Below are 23307 nucleotides of genomic sequence, written 5' to 3' on the forward strand. Positions count from 1 at the left end.
GTGCCGTAAACCGGGCGTTGCAGGGGATCCCGCCACGTTCTCGCCCGACGCAGTGAAGGTGAGAAAAACGGCAATGTCTGACACGCCTATGAGCAATGGACTACAAGATGCAACGACATCTGTGTAGGCCTTATTCCACCGGGCTCTCACGTTATTTAAACGCTGAATCGCTACTGCTAAAAATTCACTAGACATGTAACCTGAGTTACATAAATACTGTTTTAACGGATTGTGAAACGAATTCAACACCCCCCCTTTCATCCAGCAGGAGCCCGGATGCCCCCTCTCAGAGACCTGATCACCGATCCCGGCCTGGAACTGACGCCGTCTGAGCGCAAAGTGATTCGCGCCCTGCTCGACCAGTATCCACGCAACGGCCTGGGTCCGATGGCGCGTCTGGCCGAACACGCCGGCGTCAGCGATCCGACCATCGTGCGGCTGGTGAAAAAGCTCGGATTTGGCGGTTATGCCGAGTTTCAGGACGCCCTGCTCAGCGACATGGACCACCGTCTGCGTTCGCCGCGCACCCTGTTGCAGCCGCGCTCGCACCTGAACAAGGACGATGCCTGGGGCCATTACCTGGCAGACAGCCAGCGTTTGCTGGCGGAAGCCCAGGCCCTGACGCAACCTGAAGACGTGCGCATTCTGCTCGAATGGCTGCTCGACACCCGGCACCAGATCTACTGCTTCGGCGGCCGTTTCAGCAGCCTGATGGCCAACTACCTGCTCAATCACTTGCGCCTGCTGCGACCCGGCTGCTTTGCTCTGGACGACAACGCGCAACTGCCCGACCGCCTGTTCGATCTGCAACGCCAGGATGTGGTGCTGCTGTTCGACTATCGGCGCTACCAGTCCCAGGCCCTGCGCGTTGCCTCGGCGGCGAAGCGCAACAACGCACGGGTGGTGTTGTTCACTGACATCTATGCCTCGCCGCTGCGCGAACTCGCCGACCTGATCATCAGCGCCCCGGTGGAATCGGCCTCGCCGTTCGACACCATGGTGCCGGCGCTGGCCCAGGTCGAGGCACTGATTGCCTGCCTGACCCTGCGCAGCCCCGATCTGGCCGATCGCCTGGAAGGCATCGACGCCCTGCGCAACGACTTCAACACCCACCTGCTGGAGGATAAATAAGGATGTTCAGTCTTCCCCACCGCTCGCCGCGGGACTTGCCGTTTGTCACCGACCACACCGCGTTGTTGCTGGTGGATATGCAGCGTGCCTGGCTCGAACCGCAGTTCGACCCGCACCTCAACGGCCCGGACGCCGAGTATTTCCTGACCCGCGCGCACATGCAGGTGGTGCCCAACCAGCGCCGCTTGCTCAGCGCCTTTCGCGAAGCGCGGCAGAACGTGCTGCACACGATTATCGAGAGCCTGACCGCCGACGGTCGCGACCGCTCGCTCGATCACAAACTGTCAGACATGCACCTGCCCAAGGGCAGCACCCAGGCGCGGATCATCGACGACCTGACGCCAGTGGAAAACGAGATCGTGTTGCCGAAAACCTCGTCCGGGGTGTTCAACTCGACCAACATCGATTACGTCCTGCGCAACCTCGAAACCCGCCACCTGATCATCGCCGGCATCGTCACTGACCAGTGCGTCGACATGGCCGTGCGCGATGCCGCCGACCGTGGCTATCTGGTGACGCTGGTCGAAGACGCCTGCGCCACCTACACCCCGGCGCGGCATGACGCCTGCCTGAACGCAATCAAGGGTTACTGCTGGATCACCGACACGCAAACCGTGCTCGGTCGTTTGCAGGAGATGCGCCCATGAGCGAGCGCCTGACGCCGTTGCCGATGACCACCATCGTCACCACCGACCTGATCGGCATCACCCGTGGCCGCTCGTTTCCCACCGATCAACTGGAGCATTATCAAGCGGCCGGTTGCGGCTGGGTCCCGGCCAACAGCGCACTGACGCCCCAAGACATCATCGCCTCGAGCAACCCGTGGGGCGCGTACGGCGATTTGCGGTTGATCCCTGATCTGGCCAGTCGCGTGACGGTCGGTAATGGCCCGGACGCCACAGCGCCAGCGCTGGACTTCATCCATGGCGATATCCGCGAGACCGATGGCCGGCCGTGGAGCGCCTGCCCGCGCACGTTGTTACGCGATGAAATCGAGCGCTATCGCGACGACCTCGGCTTGCAGGTCAACGCGGCGTTCGAACACGAATTCAACCTGCATGCCGGTTTTGCCGAGCATTTGGCGTTTTCCCTCGAAGCCCAGCGTCAGGGTGCCGAGTTCGGCGGCTGGCTGCTCAGCGCACTGCGCGCCGGCGGTGTCGAGCCAGAGATGTTCCTGCCCGAATACGGCAAGCACCAATACGAAATCACCTGTCGCCCGACCCTCGGCGTGGCGGCGGCGGATCGTGCGGTCAACGTGCGCGAGATCACCCGCGAGATCGCCCGGCAAATGGGCGTCGACGTCAGCTTCGCACCGAAAACCAAGGCCGACGCGGTGTGCAACGGTGTGCACCTGCACGTCAGCCTGCTCGACCTGCAAGGTCTGCCGCTGCTCTACGACGCCGGCACCAGCAACGGCCTGTCGACCCTCGGCCAGCATTGGGCCGCGGGGATTCTGCATTACATGCCGGCGCTATGTGCGTTCACCGCGCCGACGCCAGTGTCTTACGAGCGCCTGCAACCGCATCACTGGAGCGCGTCTTACGCCTGTCTGGGGCAGCAGAATCGTGAAGCGGCGCTGCGCATCTGCCCGACCGTGAGCCTGGGCGGCAAATCCGTGGCGGCGCAGTACAACCTGGAATTCCGCGCCATGGACGCCACCGCCTCGCCGCACCTGGCGATGGCCGCGCTGCTGATCGCCGGACGGCTGGGCATCGAACAGCGTCTGGCGCTGAACGCGATCACTGACGAAGTGCCCGATTCACTCAACGACGAGCAACGCAAGGCCCGGGGCATCGTTGCCCTGCCCGCCTCGCTGGCCCAGGCGCTGGATTGCCTGCGTGACAGTGCAGCCTTCAATCAATGGCTGCCCAAGCCGTTGCTCGACACTTACCACGCCCTTAAAACCGAGGAACTGGCGCTGACGGAACAGCTCTCGCCCGCTGACCTGTGTGAGCACTATGCACGCCTGTACTGAATCCGCCGAGCTGGGGTTGTACACCCGCCCGGTCTACAACCTGAGCCGCGAAGATTCATCGCATCCGTTGATCCTGGTGTGCGAGCATGCCAGCCGCTATATCCCCGAGGCCCTGAACAATCTGGGCCTGGACGATGCAGCCGCCGGCGAGCACATCGCCTGGGACATCGGCGCACTGCAACTGGCTGAGAAGCTTTCGGAAAAACTCGGCGCGACACTGTTGAGCGCCAACTATTCACGGCTGCTGATCGACCTCAATCGGCCCCGGCATGCCCCCGACAGCATTCCGGCACAGAGCGAGATTTATCAGGTGCCCGGTAACCGCGATCTGGACGAAGCCACTCGCGAATACCGGCGCCAGACGCTGTTCAAACCGTTTCACGCCCGACTGCAGACCCTGATCGACCAGCGCGTCGCACAAGGCCAAGCGGTACGGGTGGTAGGAATTCATAGTTTTACCCCGGTGTATTACGGCCAGCCGCGTCCGCTGGAAGTCGGCGTGCTGTTTGGTCAGTCCAAAAAGTACGCGCAGCGGGTGATCGACGGCCTGGCTGAGCACCCGCTGAAAGTCGCGGGCAACCAGCCGTACCGGATTGATCCGCTGGGCGACATGACCGTGCCGGTGCATGGCGACGCCCGAGGACTGGAATCGGTGTTGATCGAGGTGCGCAACGATCTGCTGCGCACCCCGGAGGCGGTATCGCTGTGGGCCGAGCGCCTGGCGCCACTGCTGTAACGGATGCTGTAGAAGACTGCTGACGCGGTAAACGATGGACCGATATAACAACTAAAAAATCTTCGATAGGCTGACAAGGAGTTGCGCTTGATGGAAATAGAAGAGTTCGGCTACAAACAGGAGTTGAAACGTAGCCTGACACTGACCGACCTGGTGGTGTACGGGATGATCTTCATGATCCCCATCGCCCCGTTTGGCGTGTATGGCTACGTCAATGCCGAGGCGCCCGGGATGGTGCCGCTGGCCTACATCATCGGCATGGTCGCGATGCTGTTCACCGCGCTCAGCTACGGCAGCATGGCCAAGGCGTTTCCGATTGCCGGTTCGGTGTATTCCTACGCGCAACGCGGCCTCAATCAACACGTCGGGTTCATCGCCGGCTGGCTGATGCTGCTCGACTACCTGCTGATTCCGCCGCTGCTCTACGTATACGCGGCGATGGCCCTCAACCATTTGTACCCGGACATTCCGAAGGTCGGCTTCATTCTGGCGTTCCTGGTCAGCGCCACCTTCGTCAACCTGCGCGGCATCACCTTCACCGCGCGGATGAACATCATTTTCCTCCTGGCACAGTTGGTGGTGCTGGGGATCTTCCTGTTCTACGCCTGGAACGCCCTGCACAACGGCGGCGGCAATGGCGAGCTGACCCTGGCGCCGCTGTATCACCCGGAAACATTCAACTTCGCCCTGCTGATGCAAGCGGTGTCGATTGCCGTGCTGTCGTTCCTCGGCTTCGACGCGATCTCCACCCTCGCCGAAGAAATCAAGGGTGATCCGGGCAAAAGCGTCGGCCGGGCGGCGCTGATCACCCTGCTGGTGATGGGCGTGATTTTCGTCGTACAGACCTGGATCGCCACCGATCTGGCCGCCGGCATGGGCTTCAAGTCCGCCGACACCGCGTTCTATGAAATCGCCGAAATCGCCGCCGGCAGCTGGCTGGCGACGCTGACCGGCGTGGCGACCGCGCTGGCCTGGGGCGTCGCAGTGGCGATCACTTCGCAAGCCGCCGTGTCGCGCCTGCTGTTCGGCATGGCCCGTGACGGCAAGTTGCCGAAAGTCCTGGCCAAGGTGCACCCGAAACACAACACCCCGTACCTGAGCATTTATCTGGTGGCGGTGCTGTCGCTGGTGATCTGCTACCTGTTCATCAATTCGGTCGACACCCTGACCTCGCTGGTCAACTTCGGTGCCCTCAGCGGTTTCATGCTGCTGCACCTGACCGTGATCAACTACTACTGGCGTCGGCAGAAGTCCGGTCAGGTTGTGCGCCATCTGATCTGCCCGGTGATCGGCTTCATCATCGTCGCCGCCATCATGTACAACATGGGCGTCGATGCGCAGAAACTCGGCCTGATCTGGATCGCCCTGGGCCTGGTGTACCTGTTCTTCCTGAACAAGCTCGGCGCCAGCACCGCGCTGCCTGACCCGAGCAATGGCTGACAAGAAAAAGAGCGGCGTCTGACAACAAATCAGGCGACCGCCGCTTTAAAGCGTGGCAACCGACAGTGATAGTCAGGTTCGGTGGGGATCACCGGACCCTTTGATACAGGAGTGCATCCATGCTGGTCTTACGCCCAGTCGAGCCAACCGACCTGCCGCAATTGCAGCAACTGGCCCGCGACAGCCTGGTCGGCGTCACGTCGCTGCCGGACGACAGCGAGCGCCTGCGCGACAAAATCGCCGGTTCCTGCGCCTCGTTCGACAGCGACATTCAGGCGCAAGGCCCGGAGAACTACTTTTTCGTGCTGGAAGACCTCGACGCGCAGCGGCTGGTCGGCTGTTCCGAGATCCTCGCCACTGCCGGGTTCAACGAACCGTTCTACAGCCTGCGCAACCGCCACTTCACCAGTGCCTCGCGGGAGCTGAATATCGAACACGGGGTGCCGGCACTGTCGTTGTGTCACGACCTCAACGACCACACCCTGCTACGTGGTTTTCACATCGACGACGCGCTGGTGCGCAGCGCCTCTTCCGAATTGCTGTCGCGGGCGCGGCTGCTGTTCATCGCCGCCCACCCACCACGTTTTGCTGATGCGGTGATCACCGAAATCGTCGGCTACAGCGACGAGAACGGCCATTCGCCGTTCTGGGATGCGCTGGGCAAACATTTCTTCGACCTGCCCTACGTCGAGGCCGAGCGCCTGTGCGGCCTGCAAAGCCGCTCGTTCCTCGCCGAACTGATGCCGCAATACCCGATCTACGTGCCGATGCTGCCCGTGGCGGCACAGCAATGCATCGGCCGGATTCACCCGGATGGCCAGGAGGCCTTCGACATCCTCGAACGTGAAGGTTTCGAAACCAACAGCTACATTGATCTGTTCGATGCCGGCCCGACCCTGTATGCGCGCACCGCGAACATCCGTTCGATCGCCCGCAGCCACACCGCCACCGTGCGCCAGCAAGCGCAGATCGACGCGCGGGGCCGTTATCTGTTGAGCAACGACGCACTGCACGGTTTCCGGGCCATCGTCGCCGAACTGGATTACCAGCCCGATCAACCGCTGTCCCTCACGCCGGCCCTGTGCGCGGCGCTGCAGGTCACCGAAGGCAGCACGATCAGGCTGATAGCCCTGTGAGCCGCACCCGGTTGCACACCCACCGACAGTGCCCGAACAGGCGCGTACAAGGAGTTACCGCATGATCGTCCGTCCGGTCAAAGTCAGCGACCTGTCAGCGCTGATGACCCTGGTGCAACAGGCCGGCCCGGGGTTCACCACCCTGCCGGCCAATGAAGATCGCCTTGCCCATCGGGTGCGCTGGGCTCAGCGCGCCTTCGCCGGACAGGTGGAACGGGCCGATGCCGATTATCTGTTCGTGCTCGAAGACGATGACCTGCGAGTGGTCGGCGTCAGCGCCATGACCGGCGCGGTGGGCCTGCGCGAACCTTGGTACAACTACCGGGTCGGTCTGACCGTGAGTTCGGCGCCGGATCTCGGCATTTCACGGCAGATCCCCACACTGTTTCTCAACAACGAACTGACGGGGCAGTCGGAACTGTGTTCGCTGTTTCTGCATCCCGAACACCGTCATGGCAGCAATGGCCGGTTGCTGTCGCTTGGGCGGCTGTTGTTCGTGGCGGAATTCCCGCAATTGTTTGGCGAGAAGATGATCGCCGAACTGCGCGGCAGTGCCGATGAACTGGGCTGCTCACCGTTCTGGGACAGCCTGGGTCGGCATTTTTTCAAGATGGACTTCAGCCACGCCGACCACTTGTCGGGTCTGGGCAACAAATCATTCATCGCCGAACTGATGCCGCGCCAGCCGTTGTACACCTGCATGCTCACCGAGCAGGCGCAAGCGGTGATCGGCCAACCGCACCCCAATACCGAGCCGGCGCTGAAGATCCTGCGCGAAGAAGGGTTTGTGCATAAGGGCTACATCGACATCTTTGACGGCGGGCCGGTGATCGAAGCGCCGATCGGCAACATTCGCACCGTGCGCGACAGCCAGGCGTTGACCCTGAGCCTTGGCACACCGGACGATCAGGCGCCGTTGTGGCTGATTCATAACCGTCGCCTGGAAAACTGCCGTATCACCGTGGCCGCCGGTCGTCAGGTCGGCAATACCCTGGTGGTCGACCGCATCACCGCCAAGCGCCTGCAACTGCAACCGGGCAATTCGGTACGCGCCGCATTGCTGCCCAGGCAACAGCAACAGGCGGTAGCGGCCTGATAGCCGGTGTTGCCAGTGGAAATCCGCTGCTTACAGATGAAACCTTTCAGCCGCTGAATCCGTGATCAACGCCTTACTCGCAAATTCGTCATGAACCTTGACCCATTCGCGTGATAGCCTTTTCACTCTTCGGCGTTGACACCTTTGCTCAAGCCGTTCCATTCCTTTGTATTGGTGGAACTCGTATGACCAGGCTTTCCCATCAAGATTTGCGCCGTAACTTCCGTCAATTGCTGGCTTCCGACACTTGCTACCACACCGCCTCGGTGTTTGATCCGATGTCCGCGCGCATTGCGGCGGACCTGGGTTTCGAAGTGGGGATCCTTGGCGGCTCCGTGGCCTCGTTGCAGGTGCTGGGCGCCCCCGACTTTGCCCTGATCACCCTCAGCGAGTTCGCCGAACAGGCTACCCGCATCGGCCGCGTCGCGCAGTTGCCGGTGATCGCCGACGCCGACCACGGCTACGGCAACGCCCTCAACGTGATGCGCACTATCGTTGAACTGGAACGCGCCGGTGTCGCCGCCCTGACCATCGAAGACACCCTGCTGCCGGCGCAATTCGGCCGCAAATCCACCGACCTGATCTCGGTGGCCGAAGGCGTCGGCAAGATCCGCGCAGCGCTGGAAGCCCGGGTCGATTCGGAAATGGCAATCATCGCCCGCACCAACGCCGGGATCCTGCCGAATCAGGAAATCATCAGCCGCACCAAGCAATATCAGGCCGCCGGTGCCGATGGGATCTGCATGGTCGGCGTGCAGGACTTCGATCAGCTGGAGCAAATTGCCGAGCACCTGAGCGTGCCGCTGATGCTGGTCACCTACGGCAACCCGGCACTGCGCGACGACAAGCGCCTGGCCGAACTCGGCGTGCGCGTGACCATCGACGGCCACGGCGCGTACTTCGCCGCGATCAAGGCCACCTACGACAGCCTGCGCGAACAACGGCAGATCTTCACCCAGGCCTCGGACCTGAGCGCCACGGAACTCACGCACACCTACACCCAGCCTGAGGATTACATTCTCTGGGCGAAGGAATACATGAGCGTGAAGGAATGATTGCTCTCTGATCCGAGGAGCCTCGGGCCACTCTAAAGATGGCCGGTAGACGCAATGTCACCGGCCAGCTGTGAACTAATCGCCGTCAACGCCCACCAAACGATACACACCCACAAACAAATACCAACATTTAACAACAACTACTAAGTTGATATTAACTATCGCCTGCCTATAATCGCCAACCGTTAAACAGCAAAACCCTTAACACCCGAACATCAAAATTAAACTTATATGCCGAGCAATATTCCGCTCAACTCACGACAAGGATTCGCCATGAAAACCGTTACTGCCAACTGGCAAACAACTCCTCTGCTGCGCGCAGAAACCAAAGTAATCAACATGCCAACCAAGTCCACCCACGCGGCCAACTGCCCGGGCTGGGACGGCCTGCGATTTAACGTCGGCAACCTTCACGAGATCAAGAAACTCCGTACGCTGCCCGCTCAGGCTTAACACCGGCGCTGTACCGCAGATGTCGGCGCTCAGGCAACTTCAGCGCTGACATCTGCTTAATAAAAAAAAACAACAAGCCCTGATTATTCCGCCTGTTCAAGTATTCGCAAACGTACATTTGACAGCACAAAAACAAAGCGACTTCCCATGATAAAAAACCTGCTCAACCCAGACTTGAAGCCTGACCAGCTTATTACCTGCATCAAGACAACAAACATGGGGAACGAAGTAAAGCGACTGGCCGACCAATTATCCGAACCGACAGTAGATACCGAGAATTTGTCCCGTCACGCCGCGATCATGAAAGCCACGAACCTCCACACTGGAACATTGACGTTATATTGCAACAAAGATGGAAACATCAGCCTCAAGGCACCTGATTACGCACCCGCGCCTGAGCAGTTCTATTCCGTACCCGGAAACAGCGTTTTGTTCGCCATCAACGGGCAATCGTATTCCATTCAGCTTTATCGGCTGGACGGTGAGTATCTGACTCGTGCAGAGCAGGTGGTCGTGGACGCCGAAAATCCGTTGTTCATCGACGGCAGCAAAACGCTGTACGACAGCAATCCCGAAGGAAACGGGCACCCGGCGTTTATCGGCAGCATCAATCTGCCCGATAGAACCGCAGATATCAGTGTGTTCGACCCTCTCTCATTGCGCAAAATCGGCTGGTTCCCTCATGACGACAGCGCCGCGCGCTTTCTGGTGAGTCTTGAATTGCTTGAAGCGGCACAGGATCCCGGAGCCTGCAAAGTGGCCCAGGAGTTGATTTATCACTATCACCCTGCTGTCGCCTGGAAGGCCTTTCAGATGATCAGCAGAACGGATCGACAGACCGCACTCAATTGCGCCCCGCTGTTGAGAAACCTGCAAGACAGTCGCCTGAACCATTTACTCGACCAGTGTGAGGCGGCATGAAACTGCAGACATTTATTGAGCGTATGGCGACTTACGACCTGCAGACGGACAGTTCAAGGGTCGTGGAAGATCTGCGTCAACTGGCGACTAACCGCACGTTGTTGAGCGAGTACCTCTACACCACGATTCAACAGGACGGTTTCAGTACCAAAAACAGGCTTTACGGGGCCTATGCATTTGTCCTGCACTCCAACGATCTGTTTACCGTTCGCCTGGGTTTCTGGTCGCCGGTTACGTCACGGGATGAAAGGGAAACCTTTATCTACGACCTCAACCACAGCCATGACTTCGAGCTCTATTGCGTGGGTTACAGCGGTGACGGCTACACCACCGTTTCGCGAGAAATTCTGAATCAGGCGCCGCTGCAGGCTGGCAGAAGGCCCGAGTTCGGCGAAGAACGAATCCTTAAACTTATTCCGGGTGAAGTGCTGCACATGCTTCCACTAAAGGAAGTACACAAACAGCTACCCCCTGAAACGATGTCCGCCTCGCTGAGTTTGCTTATTCATCCTCCGCAGGCAGCCAAAACCGAAGAAGCCTGGTGCTTCGACGACAACCTGGTGCCGACTTATCCCGGCATCGCCCGCCAAGAGACAGCGCTCTATGACAGCCTGCTGTCCCGGCTACAACATGAGCAGACTTCACTGCTTACTCAATCAGAAAGGAAATCTGCATGAACAAGCCACTCGATAACTGGAACCACACCCCACTGCTGCACGCCGGCGCCAACGTCATCAACACACCGGTTGCAACCGCTGTGGCATCGCCATGTGCAGGCATCATTCCACGTTACAACGTGGGCAACATTCACGAAATCAAGCAGTTCTGGAACATGCCGCAAGCCGCTTGATTCTTGCTGGCCCGGCGCACTATGAGTGTCAAAAATGAGTGCGTCAGCCGGCGTGACGCCATCGCGAGCAGGCTCACGCCTACAGTGGATCGGTGTCGAACACCAATGCTGTGTGCGCTGAAGATCCCCGGTGGGAGCGGGCTTGCTCGCGAAAGCGTCAGTTGCAGCACCGCCCCACCGCGGGAGTCAGCGCTTGGCCAGCTCCATGATCATCCGCGACAGCAGATAAATCCGTGGCGTCACGCTGGCCACTTCGGCGTACTCCTCAGGCGTGTGAATATTGCCGCCGACAATCCCGAAACCATCCAGCGTCGGCGTGCCCACGCCGGCTGACAGGCTGGCATCCGCCGCCCCACCACTGCCCTCCTCGGTCAACTTGCGGCCGATCTCGCCGTAAATCCCCTGAGCCATGGCCATCAAGCGATCCGACTCCGCCGTCTGCGGCATCGGTGGCAACCCGCGCTTGAGGCTGGTGGTCACTTCGGTTTCCGCGATCAGCTTGTCCTGCGACACCCGCGCGAGGTCTTTCTCGATCCGGTCGAATTCTTCCGGCACGGCGGCGCGCACGTCAGCCTTGGCGCTGGCGTGATCCGGAATCACGTTAGTGCGATCGCCGGCCTGGAGCACGGTGAAGTTGATAGTGGTTTTCTTCGCCTCGTCGCCGAGTTTTCCCAGCTGCAGAATCTGGTGCGCCGCTTCCATCGCCGCGTTACGCCCCAGTTCCGGCGCAACCCCGGCGTGCGCCGCCTTGCCTTTGACCTCGACCAGTGCCGTCGCGCTGCCCTTGCGCCACACCACCAGACCATCGGCCGGACGCCCCGGTTCGAGGTTGAGGGTCACATCGTGCGCCTTGGCGGTTTGCTTGATCAGGTCGGTGGCGACGTCCGAGCCGGTTTCTTCGCTGGCATCGAGCAGGAAGGTGATTTGCGCGTAGTCCTTGAAGTCGAGGTTCTTCAGAATTTTCAGCGCGTAGATCCCGGCGACGATGCCGCCCTTGTCATCCATCACCCCCGGCCCGTAGGCGCGGCCGTCCTTGATGCGGAACGGGCGCTCGGCGGCAGAACCTTCCTTGAATACCGTGTCCATGTGCGCCATCAAGAGGATTTTCGCCTTGCCGGTGCCCTTGAAGGTGGCCAGCACGTGATTGGATTTTTCCGGGGTGTTGGGCACCAGTTCGATGGTCGCGCCAAGCTTTTTCAGCTCGTCGATGGCGATCTCGCTGACTTGCTTCAGGCCCGGTTCATAACCGGAACCGGAGTCGATGTTGACCAGGCGTTCCAGCAGTTTCAGGGCTTCGGGCTGATACTGCTCGGCATCGGCCAGCACTTGCTTGTGTGGTTCGGCGAGGGCGCCGGCGGCGCTGAAGGCGAGAGACAGGCCGAGGCTGGCAGCCAGCAGTGAGCGGGGGAATGAGAACGTCATGAATCGATCCTTGTTTCGCGTCGGGGGGACTCAAACCGTACCTGACATCGACGCAAGGCTCTATACCGGATGCGACATCTCTGCGGCCGACACCGAACACCTGTAGGCCTTCGCCTGCTGGCGATGGCGGAGTGTCAGCCGACATCAATGCCACTGACCGAACGCCTTCGCGAGCAAGCCCGCTCCCACAGGGGACGGCGGTGATAGATCAGACCGAATCGAGCAGTTCCTGCTTCGGCAGATCGTCACTGTTGCAGATCACCCGATTGCGCCCGCTCGCCTTGGCCTCATACAGCGCCTGATCCGCATCATTGAGCCAACGGGTTGCGTCGCCATGCGCCGGATCATAGGCCGCCAGACCGATGCTCAGGCTGACCTTGAGCGCCGGGTTCTGCTCGTAACCTAAAGTGGCGAACCGTTCGCGCAAGGCTTCCATCGCCTGCGCGGCATTGAACAGCGGCAGGTCTGGCAGGATCACGCAGAACTCGTCGCCACCGTAACGCCCGGCGACGTCCGCCGCGCGCAGGTTCTGTTTGAGCATTTTGCTCAACTGGCGCAGCACGATGTCACCTGCGACGTGACCGTAGGTATCGTTGATCGCCTTGAAGTGGTCGATGTCGATCAAGGCAATCGCCGCGCCCTGCTTCTGCCGAAGGCAATGTTGAAAGGCAATTTCCAGTTGATCCTTCCAGGCGCCGTGATTGAGCAGCCCGGTAAGGCTGTCGGTGCGGCTCAGGGCCAGTAGTTCACGTTTGTGCAGGCCCAGCGTGTAGGCCTGACGAAAGCAGATCCAGCCCAGCGCCAGCGGGTACAGCATCAGCAACGGCAGGCACGCATACAACTGCAAGGGCGAGGTTGGCGGAATAAACGCCGGAGCGAAAACCACCAGGCCGACGCCGACCCCGAGGATCTGCGCCGCCATGCCGGCGGCGAGAAAACGCAAACCGCCGATGGCGACGTTATTCATCGCCATCATTGAAATGGTGGTGGCACTGGGCAGCGGATTGAACTGCATGGCGGCGACCCAAAAGCCGCCCATAAATGCGTCGACCAGCAGATTGCGATGTTCAGCGTGGTAAGGAACGCGGGAGCGACGAGCCCATTGAAACGCCAGATGCGGCCAGAGCAGGCCGTTGAACAGCATCAGCGCCCAGACCCACAGCGGCGGGACGAGCGGGTACATCGCCGCGCTCACACACAAAAGCCCCAGCACCAGCCCGAGGGTTCGCGATGTATAAAGCCTCCTGGCCAATGAAAGTCCCTTTCCCCCCTTGTTTCGCATAAGGGCCTCGACCACTCAACGGAACCTGCACACACCGTCAGACCGATGTGCAGGAAGTCTAACAGGCAGCCGTTAAATAGCCATCGCCGGCCAGCCACCCGCCTGCACTTATCCCACTGTGGGAGCGGGCTTGCTCGCGAAAGCGGTCGTCCAGTAAACATCCCTGTGTCTGACACTCCGCTTTCGTCGGAACGCAGCCGGAGCAAACCCGCTCCCACCCGGCAAATTTTTAGCTATACCTGAAAGGACGAAAACGGAAAAACAACTATAAGAAGGAGGCCCATGCAGACCTACCGAGTGTTGATCATCGGCAGCGGTTTTGGCGGCCAATGTGCAGCGGTCAACTTGCTCAAGGCCGGAATCGACGATTTTCGCCTGCTGGAAAGAAGGGACTTCTTCGGCGGCACCTGGTGCCAGAACACCTACCCCGGCGCGGCGGTGGATGTGCCATCGCCGCTGTACTCGCTGTCCTTCGCGCCGTACCGCTGGACGCAGATGTTCGCCGCCCAGGCCGAACTGCATCGCTACACCGAGCACGTCATCGAGCGCTTCGGCCTGCGCGAGCGCGTGGAGCTGCAAACCAACGTCGAACGCATCGAATGGGATGACGCCGAAAAGCGCTGGGCGGTGCACACCAGCAAAGGAATTTTCTACGCGCAGTTCGTGATCAACGCCTCCGGGCCGTTGAGCCAACCGGTGATCCCGCCCTTCCCCGGCCTGAATCGCTTTCAGGGCAAGACTTTTCATACCAACAATTGGGATCACGGCTACGACTACCGCGGTAAACGTGTGGCCATCGTCGGCAGCGGCGCCAGTGCCGCACAGGTGATTCCGGCGATTGCCCCTAAGGTCGCGCAGTTGCACGTGTTTCAGCGCACGCCGCATTGGGTGCTGCCGCGCGCTGATCGCACGTTCGGGCCTTTCCAGCGCTGGCTGCTGGGCGTGAAACCGGCCTACAAGCTGCTGCGCTGGCTGCTTTACTGGCAATTCGAAACGCGGGTCATCGCCTTCAAATATTCCAGACCGGCGATTCATTTGGTCCAGCGCCAGGCCCTGCGTTTTCTCAAGCAACAGGTGCCGGATCCAGTATTGCGCGCAAAACTCACCCCGGACTTCACCATCGGTTGCAAGCGCATCCTGCTTTCCAGCACCTATTACCCGGCGCTGACCCGGCCCAACGTCACGCTGCACAGCCGCGAACAGGGCATCGCCGCGCTCGAAGAAACCGGCATCGTCACTCAGGACGGCCAACACATCGACGTTGACCTGATTGTCTGGTCGACCGGCTATGACGCCACCGACGGCGTGGTCTCCTACCCGGTGACCGGCAAGCACGGCGTGCAGCTCAAGGATGTCTGGAGCGAGTATCCGCGCGCCTATCTGGGCACCAGCCTGCCGGACTTTCCCAACCTGTTTATCGTCACCGGGCCCAACACCGGCATCGGGCATACCTCGGCGCTGTTCATCATCGAAGCGCAGATGAACTACATCCTCGACTGCATCCACACCCTGCAAGCCAAAGACCTGCGCAGCATCGAAGTGCGCCCCGAGGCGGAACGTACCTACACTGCAATGATCCACCGGGAGATGGAGCGCACGGTATGGAAGTCCGGCGGCTGTCACAGTTGGTATCAGAGCAAGAGCGGTCATGTGATCGCGATATTTCCGGGCTTCAGTTTCAGCTACTACCGATTGACCCGGGCGCTGAAACCGGCTGACCACATTCTGTCTTGAACACGTAAAAGGAAGACGTCGATGCTTGTGCTGTTTGTCGCTCTCGCGGTTTTCGTGGCCTGGAGCTGGTTGAGTTACCCGGCGGTCGGGCATTGGCTGTATGACCTGAGCACGGCGCTCGAGGCCAAGTTGTACAAGTTGCACAAAATCGAGGTGCCGATTGCCGAAATGACCGTCTCGACCTGGCAGGGCGGCCCTTATGAAGCGGCCAGCGCGATCCTGATGCTGCACGGTTACAGCGCCGAGAAAAATCTGTGGCTGCGCTTCGCCAGGCACTTTGTCCGCCAGTACCGGGTGATCATCCCGGATATCGCCGGCCACGGTGAAACCGGGTTCAAGGCCGGTGGCGGCTACAACATTGCGCTGCAGGCCAAGCGCATGATTCAGCTGCTCGACGTCTGCGGCGTGGAGAAAGTCCACGTGATCGGCAACTCGATGGGCGGCTACATCGCGGCATGGCTGGCCGCGACTTACCCGGAGCGGATCGCCTCGGTGGCACTGATCGACCCGGCCGGCGTTACTGCACCGCAAGCCAGTGACATGGAGCGCCATCTGGCCCGTGGGCATAACCCGTTTCTGATCAATTCGCGGGAAGAGTTCCGCCAGTTTTACGCAATGACCATGGCCTCGCCACCGTGGGTGCCCGGGCTGGTGCTGGACGCCATCGCCCAGCGATACGAACGTCAGCGTGATGAACTGGAAGAGATCTTCCGCGATTTCCGCTCCAGCCCGCCGATGGAGCCGAAACTGGCCGAGATCAAATGCCCGGCGCTGCTGCTGTGGGGGCGCAAGGATCGTTTGATCGACGTCAGCAGCGTGCCGATCTGGAGCAAGGGCATCGCCAATCTGCGGGTCGAGGTGTGGGACGGCGTCGGGCACATGCCGATGGTCGAACAACCGGGGAACACCGCGCGGTTGTATCGGGAGTTTCTGGGAAACCAGCGATGAAACCCACAGCAGTCCTTGTGGCGAGGGAGCTTGCTCCCGCTGGGGCGCGAAGCGGCCCTGATCCAGCGAATGCGACTTGCCTGCCTCGCCACGGTATCGATGTCAGGTCTGCTGCGCAGCCCAGCGGGAGCAAGCTCCCTCGCCACAAAAAGCCCTTTTGGCGACAAAGATTCGGAAGATCGAAATGAACATTCTCTACGACGAACGCCTCGACGGCCCGCTACCGGAGGTGAACAAGGCGCAACTGCTCAAGACCCTGCAACAAGCCCTGCCGGATCTCGACATTCTCTGGCGCGAAGACGAACTCAAACCTTACGAATGCGACGGCCTCTCCGCCTACCGCACCACGCCAATGCTGGTCGCCCTGCCCCGGCGTCTCGATCAGGTGCAGACCTTGCTCAAACTCTGCCATCAACACAATGTGCCGGTGGTTGCCCGGGGTGCCGGCACCGGGTTGTCGGGCGGTGCGCTGCCGCTGGAAAAAGGTCTGTTGCTGGTGATGGCGCGGTTCAACAACATCCTGCACATCGACCCGGCGGCTCGTACCGCACGGGTTCAGCCCGGCGTGCGCAATCTGGCGATCTCCCAGGCAGCCGCGCCGTTCGGCCTGTATTACGCGCCGGACCCGTCGTCGCAGATTGCCTGCTCGATCGGCGGCAACGTCGCGGAAAACGCCGGTGGCGTGCATTGCCTGAAGTACGGACTGACCGTGCACAACCTGCTGAAAATCGAAGTGCTGAGCATCGAAGGCGAACGCCTGACGTTGGGCAGCGACGCCCTCGATGCGCCGGGTTTCGATTTGCTGGCGCTGTTCACCGGCTCCGAAGGTTTGCTGGGGATCATCACTGAAGTCACGGTCAAACTGCTGCCCAAACCACAGGTCGCGAAAGTGCTGCTGGCCAGTTTCGACTCGGTCGAAAAGGCTGGTCGCGCGGTGGCCGAGATCATCGCCGCAGGGATCATTCCCGGTGGCCTGGAGATGATGGATAACCTGGCGATCTGCGCCGCCGAAGACTTCATCCACGCCGGTTACCCGGTCGATGCCGAGGCAATCCTGTTGTGCGAACTGGATGGCGTCGAAGCCGATGTCCACGACGATTGCCTGCGGGTGCGCGAGGTCATGCTCCAGGCCGGCGCCAGCGAAGTGCGTCAGGCCCGCGATGAAGCCGAGCGCGTGCGCTTCTGGGCCGGGCGCAAAAACGCCTTTCCGGCCATCGGCCGCTTGTCGCCGGACTACTACTGCATGGACGGCACCATCCCGCGCCGCGAACTGCCCGGCGTGCTGCGAGGCATCGCCCGCCTCGGCGCCGAGTACGGCTTGCGCGTGGCCAACGTGTTCCATGCCGGCGACGGCAACATGCACCCGCTGATCCTGTTCGACGCCAACCAGCCCGGCGAACTGCAGCGGGCCGAAGCGCTGGGCGGGAAGATTCTGGAGTTGTGCGTGCAGGTCGGCGGCAGCATCACCGGTGAGCACGGCGTCGGCCGCGAGAAAATCAATCAGATGTGCGCGCAGTTCAACAGCGCTGAACTGAGCCTGTTCCACGCGGTAAAAGCCGCGTTCGACCCGCAAGGCTTGTTGAATCCCGGCAAGAACATCCCGACCCTGCATCGCTGCGCCGAATTCGGTGCGATGCACATTCACGCCGGGCAACTGCCGTTCCCCGAACTGGAGCGCTTCTGATGGCTGACGTCGACGCCAGCGGCGCGCTGCTCGATCAGGTCAACGAGGCCCGGGCCAACGCCACGCCGTTGAAAATTCAGGGCGGCAACAGCAAGGCGTTTCTCGGCCGCGAGGTGGCCGGTGAAGTGCTCGATGTCCGCGCGCATCGCGGCATCGTGCGCTATGAACCGACCGAACTGGTGGTCAGCGTGCGCGCCGGCACACCGTTGCGCGAGTTGCTGGCGGCGCTCGACGCGGCCGGGCAGATGCTGCCCTGCGAGCCGCCGGTCTTCGGCGACAGCGCCACGGTGGGCGGGATGATCGTCAGCGGACTGTCCGGGCCACGGCGGCCATGGTCAGGTTCGGTGCGCGATTTCGTCCTCGGCACCCGGGTCATCACCGGCCTTGGTCAACACCTGCGGTTCGGTGGCGAGGTGATGAAAAACGTCGCCGGCTACGACCTTTCACGGCTGTTGACCGGCAGTTTCGGCTGCCTTGGCGTGCTGACTGAGGTCTCGCTGAAAGTCCTGCCGAAACCACGTCGATGCCTGAGCATCCGCCTCGATATCGATTGCGCGCGGGCGCTGACCAGACTGGCCGAGTGGGGCCAGCAGCCGTTGCCGATCAGCGGTGCCTGCCATGACGGGCAAAGCCTCTATCTGCGCCTTGAAGGCGGCGAAGGCTCGGTCACCGCCGCTCACCAACGACTCGGCGGCGAACCGCTGGACTCGACGTTCTGGCGCGACTTGAACGAGCAACGCCTGAGCTTTTTCGACGAAGGCCTGCCGCTGTGGCGCCTGTCGCTGCCGAACAATCTCGGGCCGCAGGATTTGCCCGGCCAGCAACTGATCGACTGGGCTGGCGCGCAACGCTGGCTGAAATCCGATCATGAGCACATTCAAATCCTCGCCCAGGAAATCGGCGGGCACGCCACCTGCTTTACCCATGGCGCCAGCGACACACCGTTTCAACCGCTAGCCCCGGCGCTCATGCGTTATCACCGGCAACTCAAGGCGCAACTCGACCCGCAAGGGCTGTTCAACCCCGGCCGGATGTACGCGGAGTTCTAGCCATGCAAACTACCCTCAGCGAACAATCCCGACGTCTGCCGCGTGCCGCCGAGGCGGAAAAAATTCTCCGCACCTGCGTGCACTGTGGCTTTTGCAACGCTACCTGCCCGACTTATCAATTGCTCGGTGATGAACTCGACGGGCCGCGCGGGCGCATCTATCTGATCAAGCAAGTGCTCGAAGGCGCACCCGCTACCGCGCAGACGCAACTGCATCTGGATCGCTGCCTGTCCTGCCGCAATTGCGAAACCACCTGCCCTTCCGGGGTCGATTATCACAACCTGCTGGATATCGGCCGGGCGGTGGTCGATCAAGCGGTGCCACGCCCCGCTGCCCAGCGCTTGTTGCGCGAGGGCTTGCGCGCACTGGCGCCGAATCCCAGAGTGTTCAAGGGTTTGCTGCGGGTCGGCACGACATTCCGCCCGTTGCTGCCGCGCCTGTTCGAAAGCAAGTTGCCGCAGCGCTCGCCAGTGTCCGGCACGCGCCCGGCTCCGCGCCATGCACGACGGGTGCTGCTGCTCGAAGGCTGTGTGCAACCGGGCCTGTCGCCGAACACCAACGATGCGACGGCGCGGGTGCTTGATCGGCTGGGCATCAGCGTCACTCCGGTGGCCGAGGCCGGTTGCTGTGGCGCGCTGGACTATCACCTCGACGCCCAGGCCAAAGGCCTCGACCGCGCACGGCAGAACATCGACGCCTGGTGGCCGTATCTGGAAAACGGTGCCGAGGCGATCGTGCAGACGGCCAGCGGTTGCGGCGCGTTCATCAAGGATTACGGGCATCTGCTGGCGCAGGATCCGCGCTACGCCGACAAGGCGCGGCAGATCAGCGAACGAACGCTGGATCTGGTGCAGGTGCTCGCGCAAGAACCACTGGAAAAAATCTGTACCGCCGCCCAACGCCGAATCGCCGTGCATTGCCCCTGCACCCTGCAACATGCGCTGAAACTCGGCGGCGCGGTGGAAGCGCTGCTGGCCCGGCTGGGCTTCAACCTCACGGCGGTGCCGGACGGGCATTTGTGCTGTGGTTCGGCCGGTACCTATTCGCTGACGCAACCGACCCTTGCCCGACAACTGCGCGACAACCGCCTCAACGCCTTGGAGAGCGATCGCCCGGACCTGATCGTCACCTCCAACATCGGCTGCCAGAATCATCTGGCCGGCGCTGGGCGAACGCAGGTTTTGCACTGGATCGAACTGGTGGATCAGTCGTTGGCAGAATGAAGTTCGTAGGATTCTTCGTTTGCCGCCGTCCGCGAAGGCTGCGATCTTTTCCTCCATCCTTTACGTGACCGTGGCAGGAATTTTTTTCATGACCGTGCAGCCTTTCGTCAGCCCTGACTTGATCCGCCAACGCTTCTCCAAAGCGATGTCCGACATGTACCGCGAAGAAGTGCCGTTGTACGGCGCGCTGATGGAACTGGTGGAACAGACCAATCGCGAAGTGCTCGCGGCTCAGCCGGACATCGCACGGCAGCTCGAAAGCACCGGCGAAATCGAGCGGCTGGACATGGAGCGCCACGGTGCCATCCGCGTCGGTACGGCCAAAGAGCTGGCAACCCTTGCGCGCCTGTTCGCGGTGATGGGCATGCAACCGGTGGGTTATTACGACCTGACCCCGGCGGGTGTGCCGGTGCACTCCACGGCGTTTCGCGCGGTGCATGAAACGGCGCTGCAGGTCAGTCCGTTTCGGGTGTTCACCTCGTTGTTGCGCCTGGAACTGATCGAGGATCCCGAGCTGCGCGCTTTCGCCGAATCGGTGTTGAACCGGCGTTCGATCTTTACCCCTACGGCATTGCGCCTGATCGAGCAGGCTGAGTCAGCTGGTGGGCTGAATGAGGATGACGCGGCGCAATTCGTCCTACAGGCACTGGAGACCTTTCGCTGGCATCACAGCGCAACCGTCACCGCCGCGCAGTACCAGACTCTTAGCGCCCAGCACCGTTTGATCGCCGATGTGGTCGCGTTTAAGGGCCCGCACATCAATCACCTGACCCCGCGCACTCTGGACATCGACAGGGTTCAGGCACAAATGCCGCTGCATGGCATCACCCCGAAAGCGGTGATCGAAGGCCCGCCGCGCCGGCAATGTCCGATCCTCCTGCGTCAGACCAGTTTCAAGGCGCTCGACGAACCGATTGCCTTCTCCGATCAGACTGATACCCACGGCAACCACAGCGCGCGTTTCGGCGAGATCGAACAACGCGGTGCGGCGCTGACCCCCAAAGGCCGGGCGCTGTACGACCGTTTGCTGAATGCCGCGCGTGATGAACTCGGCGATTTCCCCAACGAAGGCAACGCCGCACACTACAACGCGCTGATGACTCAGCACTTTGGCGAATTTCCTGACAGCGTCGATGGCATGCGTGAACAGGGGCTGGCGTACTTTCGCTATTTCCCTACGGAAAAAGGCTTGGCGGCGGGTAGCCTCAAGTCGGCATCGCTGGAAGATTTGCTCCGCGATGGCCATGTGAAAGCTGAACCGTTGGTGTACGAAGATTTCCTGCCGGTGAGTGCGGCGGGGATTTTTCAGTCGAATCTTGGGGATGCTGCGCAGACGCACTATGGCGAACACTCCAACCGCCAGGCGTTTGAACAGGCCTTGGGCCGCGCGACGATTGATGAGCTGGGGTTGTATGCCGAGACGCAGCGGCGTTCGATTGAGGAGTGTCTGGCAACTCTTTCGCGCTGAAAGATTAAAAGATCGCAGCCTGCGGCAGCTCCTACAGATGGAACATATTTCCATGTAGGAGCTGCCGCAGGCTGCGATCTTTTGCTTTTCTTCTAGCGCAACCGCGACAACAGCGCGAACGCCGTCTCCTCGGACGACGCCGGATTCTGCCCCGTCAGCAGCAACCCGTCTTCACGGGTATAGCTCGACCAATCGGCGCCCTTGGAGAAAATCCCGCCCTTGGCCTTGAGCTCATCCTCCACCAGAAACGGCACCACGTTGGTCAGCCCTACCGCCTCCTCTTCGCTGTTGGTGAAACCGGTCACCTGCTTACCGTTGACCAACGGCTGACCGTCCGCACCTTTGACATGGCGCAGCACACCGGGCGCGTGACATACCGCTGCAACTGGTTTGCCACTGTTGTAAAACGCTTCGATCAACGCAATCGAATGGCGGTCTTCGGCCAGATCCCACAGCGGGCCGTGGCCGCCGGGATAGAACACGGCATCGAAATCCGCAGCCTTCACCGCTTCCAGCCTGGCCGTGGAGGACAGTGCTGACTGGGCGGCGGAGTCCTTGCGAAAGCGCGCGGTCGCGGCGGTCTGCGCGTCTGGCTCGTCACTCTTCGGGTCCAGCGGTGGCTGGCCGCCCTTGGGCGAGGCCAGCGTCAGTTGTGCGCCGGCATCCTTGAACACGTAATAGGGCGCGGCGAACTCTTCCAGCCAAAAGCCGGTTTTCTTGCCGGTATCACCCAGTTGATCGTGGGACGTTAAAACCATCAGGATTTTCATGTCGCTCTCACTCGCTGTGGGGAAGGTGCGGACGCCGTTGGCGCGGTCGTGAGTGATTGACCGTCGCGCAAGCCGGATCGTTTCAACCGCCCGACGCTGGCCCATGGCCTTACTGCGCAACTTCTTGCGCACTTGTTCGGCCCAAAAGTGCTGGACATCGCGCTGCAGGCTTTGAGATACGCGGCCTGCAGCCGAGTGCGCAACTTCTTGCGCAGTACTGCGCAAGAAGTTGCGCACTTTCCACTTCGATTCAGCACAAAACATCGGCAAAACCGCTGACCAGAGCTGTTTCACCCCCGGTTTCCGGGACTTTCGGCAAAGCTGGCACGCTCCTTGATAACAGTCAGGCACCCACCGGGCGATTCCGCCTCCCGGGCACCCTAAATTTATCCGCAAGGAGAGCACCCCATGGCAACACCAGCGTACATGTCGGTTACCGGCGAAAAACAAGGCCTGATCACTGCAGGCGCTTTCACCGCTGACTCCGTTGGCAACACCTACCAGGAAGGCCACGAAGACCAGGTTATGGTTCAGGCTTTCAGCCACGACGTGATCATCCCGCGTGACCCACAATCCGGTCAGCCAACCGGTCAGCGCGTTCACAAGCCAGTTGTGATCACCAAGGTCTACGACAAGGCTTCGCCTCTGCTGCAAGCCGCTCTGACCTCCGGCGAGCGCATGAGCGAAATCGTTATCCAGTGGTTCCGTACTTCGGCTCAAGGTACTCAAGAGCACTACTACACCACCAAACTGGAAGACGCGATCATCGTCGCCATCAACAACAAAATGCACAACTGCCAGGATCCAGGCAACTCGCACTTCACCCACCTGGAAGAAGTGCAGTTCACCTACCGCAAAATCACCTGGACCCACGAAGTATCCGGTACTTCGGGTTCCGATGACTGGCGTGCTCCAGTCGTTTAATTACGGCTGA

The 23307-nt window shown here is 61.1% G+C and carries 22 protein-coding genes; 19 read left to right on the top strand and 3 right to left on the bottom strand.

Going from position 1 to position 23307, the window contains the following annotated elements; all coding sequences use genetic code 11:
• Positions 1-276 precede the first annotated feature (276 nt).
• The 12 genes from ACIOUG_RS07300 (at position 277) to ACIOUG_RS07355 (ending at position 10793) form a co-directional block, all read left to right on the top strand.
• Complete coding sequence (locus ACIOUG_RS07300) at positions 277-1131, top strand: MurR/RpiR family transcriptional regulator (protein ID WP_401063852.1); 855 nt, start codon at positions 277-279, stop codon at positions 1129-1131.
• A 2-nt stretch (positions 1132-1133) separates the two neighbouring features.
• Entirely contained in the window at positions 1134-1778 is a 645-nt protein-coding gene (locus tag ACIOUG_RS07305) for an isochorismatase family cysteine hydrolase (RefSeq protein ID WP_007968761.1), read from the top strand.
• Complete coding sequence (locus tag ACIOUG_RS07310) at positions 1775-3106, top strand: glutamine synthetase (protein ID WP_401063855.1); 1332 nt, start codon at positions 1775-1777, stop codon at positions 3104-3106. Before ACIOUG_RS07305 ends, ACIOUG_RS07310 begins: the two co-directional genes overlap by 4 nt.
• On the top strand, positions 3090-3842 hold the full coding sequence (locus ACIOUG_RS07315; protein WP_401063858.1) for an N-formylglutamate amidohydrolase: 753 nt from the start codon (positions 3090-3092) through the stop codon (positions 3840-3842). The genes ACIOUG_RS07310 and ACIOUG_RS07315 overlap by 17 nt, the downstream gene beginning before the upstream one ends.
• 90 nt (positions 3843-3932) lie before the next feature.
• A complete protein-coding gene (locus tag ACIOUG_RS07320) occupies positions 3933-5282 on the top strand; it encodes an APC family permease (RefSeq protein ID WP_401063859.1) in 1350 nt (449 codons plus the stop codon).
• A gap of 119 nt (positions 5283-5401) precedes the next feature.
• Positions 5402-6418, top strand: a complete 1017-nt coding sequence (locus tag ACIOUG_RS07325; RefSeq protein WP_401063862.1) for an arginine N-succinyltransferase — start codon at positions 5402-5404, stop codon at positions 6416-6418.
• Positions 6419-6479: 61 nt separating this feature from the next.
• Entirely contained in the window at positions 6480-7514 is a 1035-nt protein-coding gene (astA, locus tag ACIOUG_RS07330) for an arginine N-succinyltransferase (RefSeq protein ID WP_401063864.1), read from the top strand.
• Between the two features lie 185 nt (positions 7515-7699).
• On the top strand, positions 7700-8569 hold the full coding sequence (locus tag ACIOUG_RS07335; RefSeq protein ID WP_003226214.1) for an oxaloacetate decarboxylase: 870 nt from the start codon (positions 7700-7702) through the stop codon (positions 8567-8569).
• 273 nt (positions 8570-8842) lie between these two features.
• A complete protein-coding gene (locus ACIOUG_RS07340; RefSeq protein WP_401063866.1) occupies positions 8843-9022 on the top strand; it encodes a hypothetical protein in 180 nt (59 codons plus the stop codon).
• 147 nt (positions 9023-9169) lie between these two features.
• Positions 9170-9943, top strand: a complete 774-nt coding sequence (locus ACIOUG_RS07345) for a hypothetical protein (RefSeq protein WP_401063868.1) — start codon at positions 9170-9172, stop codon at positions 9941-9943.
• Positions 9940-10620 (top strand): transposase, encoded by a 681-nt coding sequence (locus ACIOUG_RS07350; RefSeq protein ID WP_401063870.1) that lies wholly within the window; start codon positions 9940-9942, stop codon positions 10618-10620. Before ACIOUG_RS07345 ends, ACIOUG_RS07350 begins: the two co-directional genes overlap by 4 nt.
• Positions 10617-10793 (top strand): hypothetical protein, encoded by a 177-nt coding sequence (locus ACIOUG_RS07355; protein ID WP_401063872.1) that lies wholly within the window; start codon positions 10617-10619, stop codon positions 10791-10793. The genes ACIOUG_RS07350 and ACIOUG_RS07355 overlap by 4 nt, the downstream gene beginning before the upstream one ends.
• 186 nt (positions 10794-10979) lie before the next feature.
• Here the strand turns inward: ACIOUG_RS07355 and ACIOUG_RS07360 are convergent, their stop codons facing one another.
• Positions 10980-12215 carry a M20/M25/M40 family metallo-hydrolase gene (locus ACIOUG_RS07360; protein ID WP_401063874.1) on the bottom strand — a complete coding sequence of 412 codons (1236 nt, stop codon included), beginning with the start codon at positions 12213-12215 and terminating at the stop codon, positions 10980-10982.
• Positions 12216-12423: 208 nt separating this feature from the next.
• Positions 12424-13497: a diguanylate cyclase gene (locus tag ACIOUG_RS07365; protein ID WP_401063877.1), complete on the bottom strand. Its 1074-nt coding sequence runs from the start codon at positions 13495-13497 to the stop codon at positions 12424-12426.
• Between the two features lie 282 nt (positions 13498-13779).
• Between ACIOUG_RS07365 and ACIOUG_RS07370 the strand changes: the two genes are divergently transcribed.
• The 6 genes from ACIOUG_RS07370 (at position 13780) to ACIOUG_RS07395 (ending at position 21603) form a co-directional block, all read left to right on the top strand.
• Positions 13780-15231, top strand: a complete 1452-nt coding sequence (locus ACIOUG_RS07370) for a flavin-containing monooxygenase (RefSeq protein ID WP_401063878.1) — start codon at positions 13780-13782, stop codon at positions 15229-15231.
• A gap of 21 nt (positions 15232-15252) precedes the next feature.
• On the top strand, positions 15253-16179 hold the full coding sequence (locus ACIOUG_RS07375) for an alpha/beta fold hydrolase (RefSeq protein ID WP_401063880.1): 927 nt from the start codon (positions 15253-15255) through the stop codon (positions 16177-16179).
• A gap of 184 nt (positions 16180-16363) precedes the next feature.
• A complete protein-coding gene (gene glcD / locus ACIOUG_RS07380; protein WP_401063882.1) occupies positions 16364-17863 on the top strand; it encodes a glycolate oxidase subunit GlcD in 1500 nt (499 codons plus the stop codon).
• Complete coding sequence (gene glcE, locus ACIOUG_RS07385; RefSeq protein WP_401063885.1) at positions 17863-18912, top strand: glycolate oxidase subunit GlcE; 1050 nt, start codon at positions 17863-17865, stop codon at positions 18910-18912. The genes glcD and glcE overlap by 1 nt, the downstream gene beginning before the upstream one ends.
• A gap of 2 nt (positions 18913-18914) precedes the next feature.
• Positions 18915-20135, top strand: coding sequence for a glycolate oxidase subunit GlcF (gene glcF / locus ACIOUG_RS07390; RefSeq protein ID WP_401063888.1), 1221 nt, complete (start codon positions 18915-18917; stop codon positions 20133-20135).
• A gap of 88 nt (positions 20136-20223) precedes the next feature.
• Positions 20224-21603 carry a VOC family protein gene (locus tag ACIOUG_RS07395; RefSeq protein WP_401063890.1) on the top strand — a complete coding sequence of 460 codons (1380 nt, stop codon included), beginning with the start codon at positions 20224-20226 and terminating at the stop codon, positions 21601-21603.
• A 92-nt stretch (positions 21604-21695) separates the two neighbouring features.
• On the opposite strand, the gene ACIOUG_RS07400 is transcribed toward ACIOUG_RS07395, so the two are convergent.
• Positions 21696-22373, bottom strand: coding sequence for a type 1 glutamine amidotransferase domain-containing protein (locus ACIOUG_RS07400; protein WP_401063893.1), 678 nt, complete (start codon positions 22371-22373; stop codon positions 21696-21698).
• A 408-nt stretch (positions 22374-22781) separates the two neighbouring features.
• On the opposite strand from ACIOUG_RS07400, the gene ACIOUG_RS07405 reads away from it, so the two are divergent.
• Positions 22782-23297, top strand: coding sequence for an Hcp family type VI secretion system effector (locus tag ACIOUG_RS07405; protein ID WP_007919523.1), 516 nt, complete (start codon positions 22782-22784; stop codon positions 23295-23297).
• The last annotated feature ends 10 nt before the right edge of the window (positions 23298-23307 follow it).

This window comes from Pseudomonas sp. NPDC087803 (assembly GCF_044742995.1).
In the GTDB taxonomy this organism is placed as follows: Bacteria; Pseudomonadota; Gammaproteobacteria; order Pseudomonadales; family Pseudomonadaceae; genus Aquipseudomonas.

Excerpts from the sequence above, each read along its gene's own strand:
- ACIOUG_RS07350 (WP_401063870.1), top strand. The coding sequence starts at position 9,940 with ATGAAACTGCAGACATTTATTGAGCGTATGGCGACTTACGACCTGCAG.
- ACIOUG_RS07340 (WP_401063866.1), top strand. The coding sequence starts at position 8,843 with ATGAAAACCGTTACTGCCAACTGGCAAACAACTCCTCTGCTGCGCGCA.
- ACIOUG_RS07320 (WP_401063859.1), top strand. The coding sequence starts at position 3,933 with ATGGAAATAGAAGAGTTCGGCTACAAACAGGAGTTGAAACGTAGCCTG.
- ACIOUG_RS07365 (WP_401063877.1), bottom strand. The coding sequence starts at position 13,497 with ATGCGAAACAAGGGGGGAAAGGGACTTTCATTGGCCAGGAGGCTTTAT.
- ACIOUG_RS07300 (WP_401063852.1), top strand. The coding sequence starts at position 277 with ATGCCCCCTCTCAGAGACCTGATCACCGATCCCGGCCTGGAACTGACG.
- glcE (WP_401063885.1), top strand. The coding sequence starts at position 17,863 with ATGGCTGACGTCGACGCCAGCGGCGCGCTGCTCGATCAGGTCAACGAG.
- ACIOUG_RS07325 (WP_401063862.1), top strand. The coding sequence starts at position 5,402 with ATGCTGGTCTTACGCCCAGTCGAGCCAACCGACCTGCCGCAATTGCAG.
- ACIOUG_RS07310 (WP_401063855.1), top strand. The coding sequence starts at position 1,775 with ATGAGCGAGCGCCTGACGCCGTTGCCGATGACCACCATCGTCACCACC.
- ACIOUG_RS07370 (WP_401063878.1), top strand. The coding sequence starts at position 13,780 with ATGCAGACCTACCGAGTGTTGATCATCGGCAGCGGTTTTGGCGGCCAA.
- ACIOUG_RS07405 (WP_007919523.1), top strand. The coding sequence starts at position 22,782 with ATGGCAACACCAGCGTACATGTCGGTTACCGGCGAAAAACAAGGCCTG.
- ACIOUG_RS07375 (WP_401063880.1), top strand. The coding sequence starts at position 15,253 with ATGCTTGTGCTGTTTGTCGCTCTCGCGGTTTTCGTGGCCTGGAGCTGG.
- ACIOUG_RS07315 (WP_401063858.1), top strand. The coding sequence starts at position 3,090 with ATGCACGCCTGTACTGAATCCGCCGAGCTGGGGTTGTACACCCGCCCG.
- ACIOUG_RS07400 (WP_401063893.1), bottom strand. The coding sequence starts at position 22,373 with ATGAAAATCCTGATGGTTTTAACGTCCCACGATCAACTGGGTGATACC.
- ACIOUG_RS07355 (WP_401063872.1), top strand. The coding sequence starts at position 10,617 with ATGAACAAGCCACTCGATAACTGGAACCACACCCCACTGCTGCACGCC.
- ACIOUG_RS07395 (WP_401063890.1), top strand. The coding sequence starts at position 20,224 with ATGACCGTGCAGCCTTTCGTCAGCCCTGACTTGATCCGCCAACGCTTC.
- glcF (WP_401063888.1), top strand. The coding sequence starts at position 18,915 with ATGCAAACTACCCTCAGCGAACAATCCCGACGTCTGCCGCGTGCCGCC.
- glcD (WP_401063882.1), top strand. The coding sequence starts at position 16,364 with ATGAACATTCTCTACGACGAACGCCTCGACGGCCCGCTACCGGAGGTG.
- ACIOUG_RS07345 (WP_401063868.1), top strand. The coding sequence starts at position 9,170 with ATGATAAAAAACCTGCTCAACCCAGACTTGAAGCCTGACCAGCTTATT.
- astA (WP_401063864.1), top strand. The coding sequence starts at position 6,480 with ATGATCGTCCGTCCGGTCAAAGTCAGCGACCTGTCAGCGCTGATGACC.
- ACIOUG_RS07335 (WP_003226214.1), top strand. The coding sequence starts at position 7,700 with ATGACCAGGCTTTCCCATCAAGATTTGCGCCGTAACTTCCGTCAATTG.
- ACIOUG_RS07360 (WP_401063874.1), bottom strand. The coding sequence starts at position 12,215 with ATGACGTTCTCATTCCCCCGCTCACTGCTGGCTGCCAGCCTCGGCCTG.
- ACIOUG_RS07305 (WP_007968761.1), top strand. The coding sequence starts at position 1,134 with ATGTTCAGTCTTCCCCACCGCTCGCCGCGGGACTTGCCGTTTGTCACC.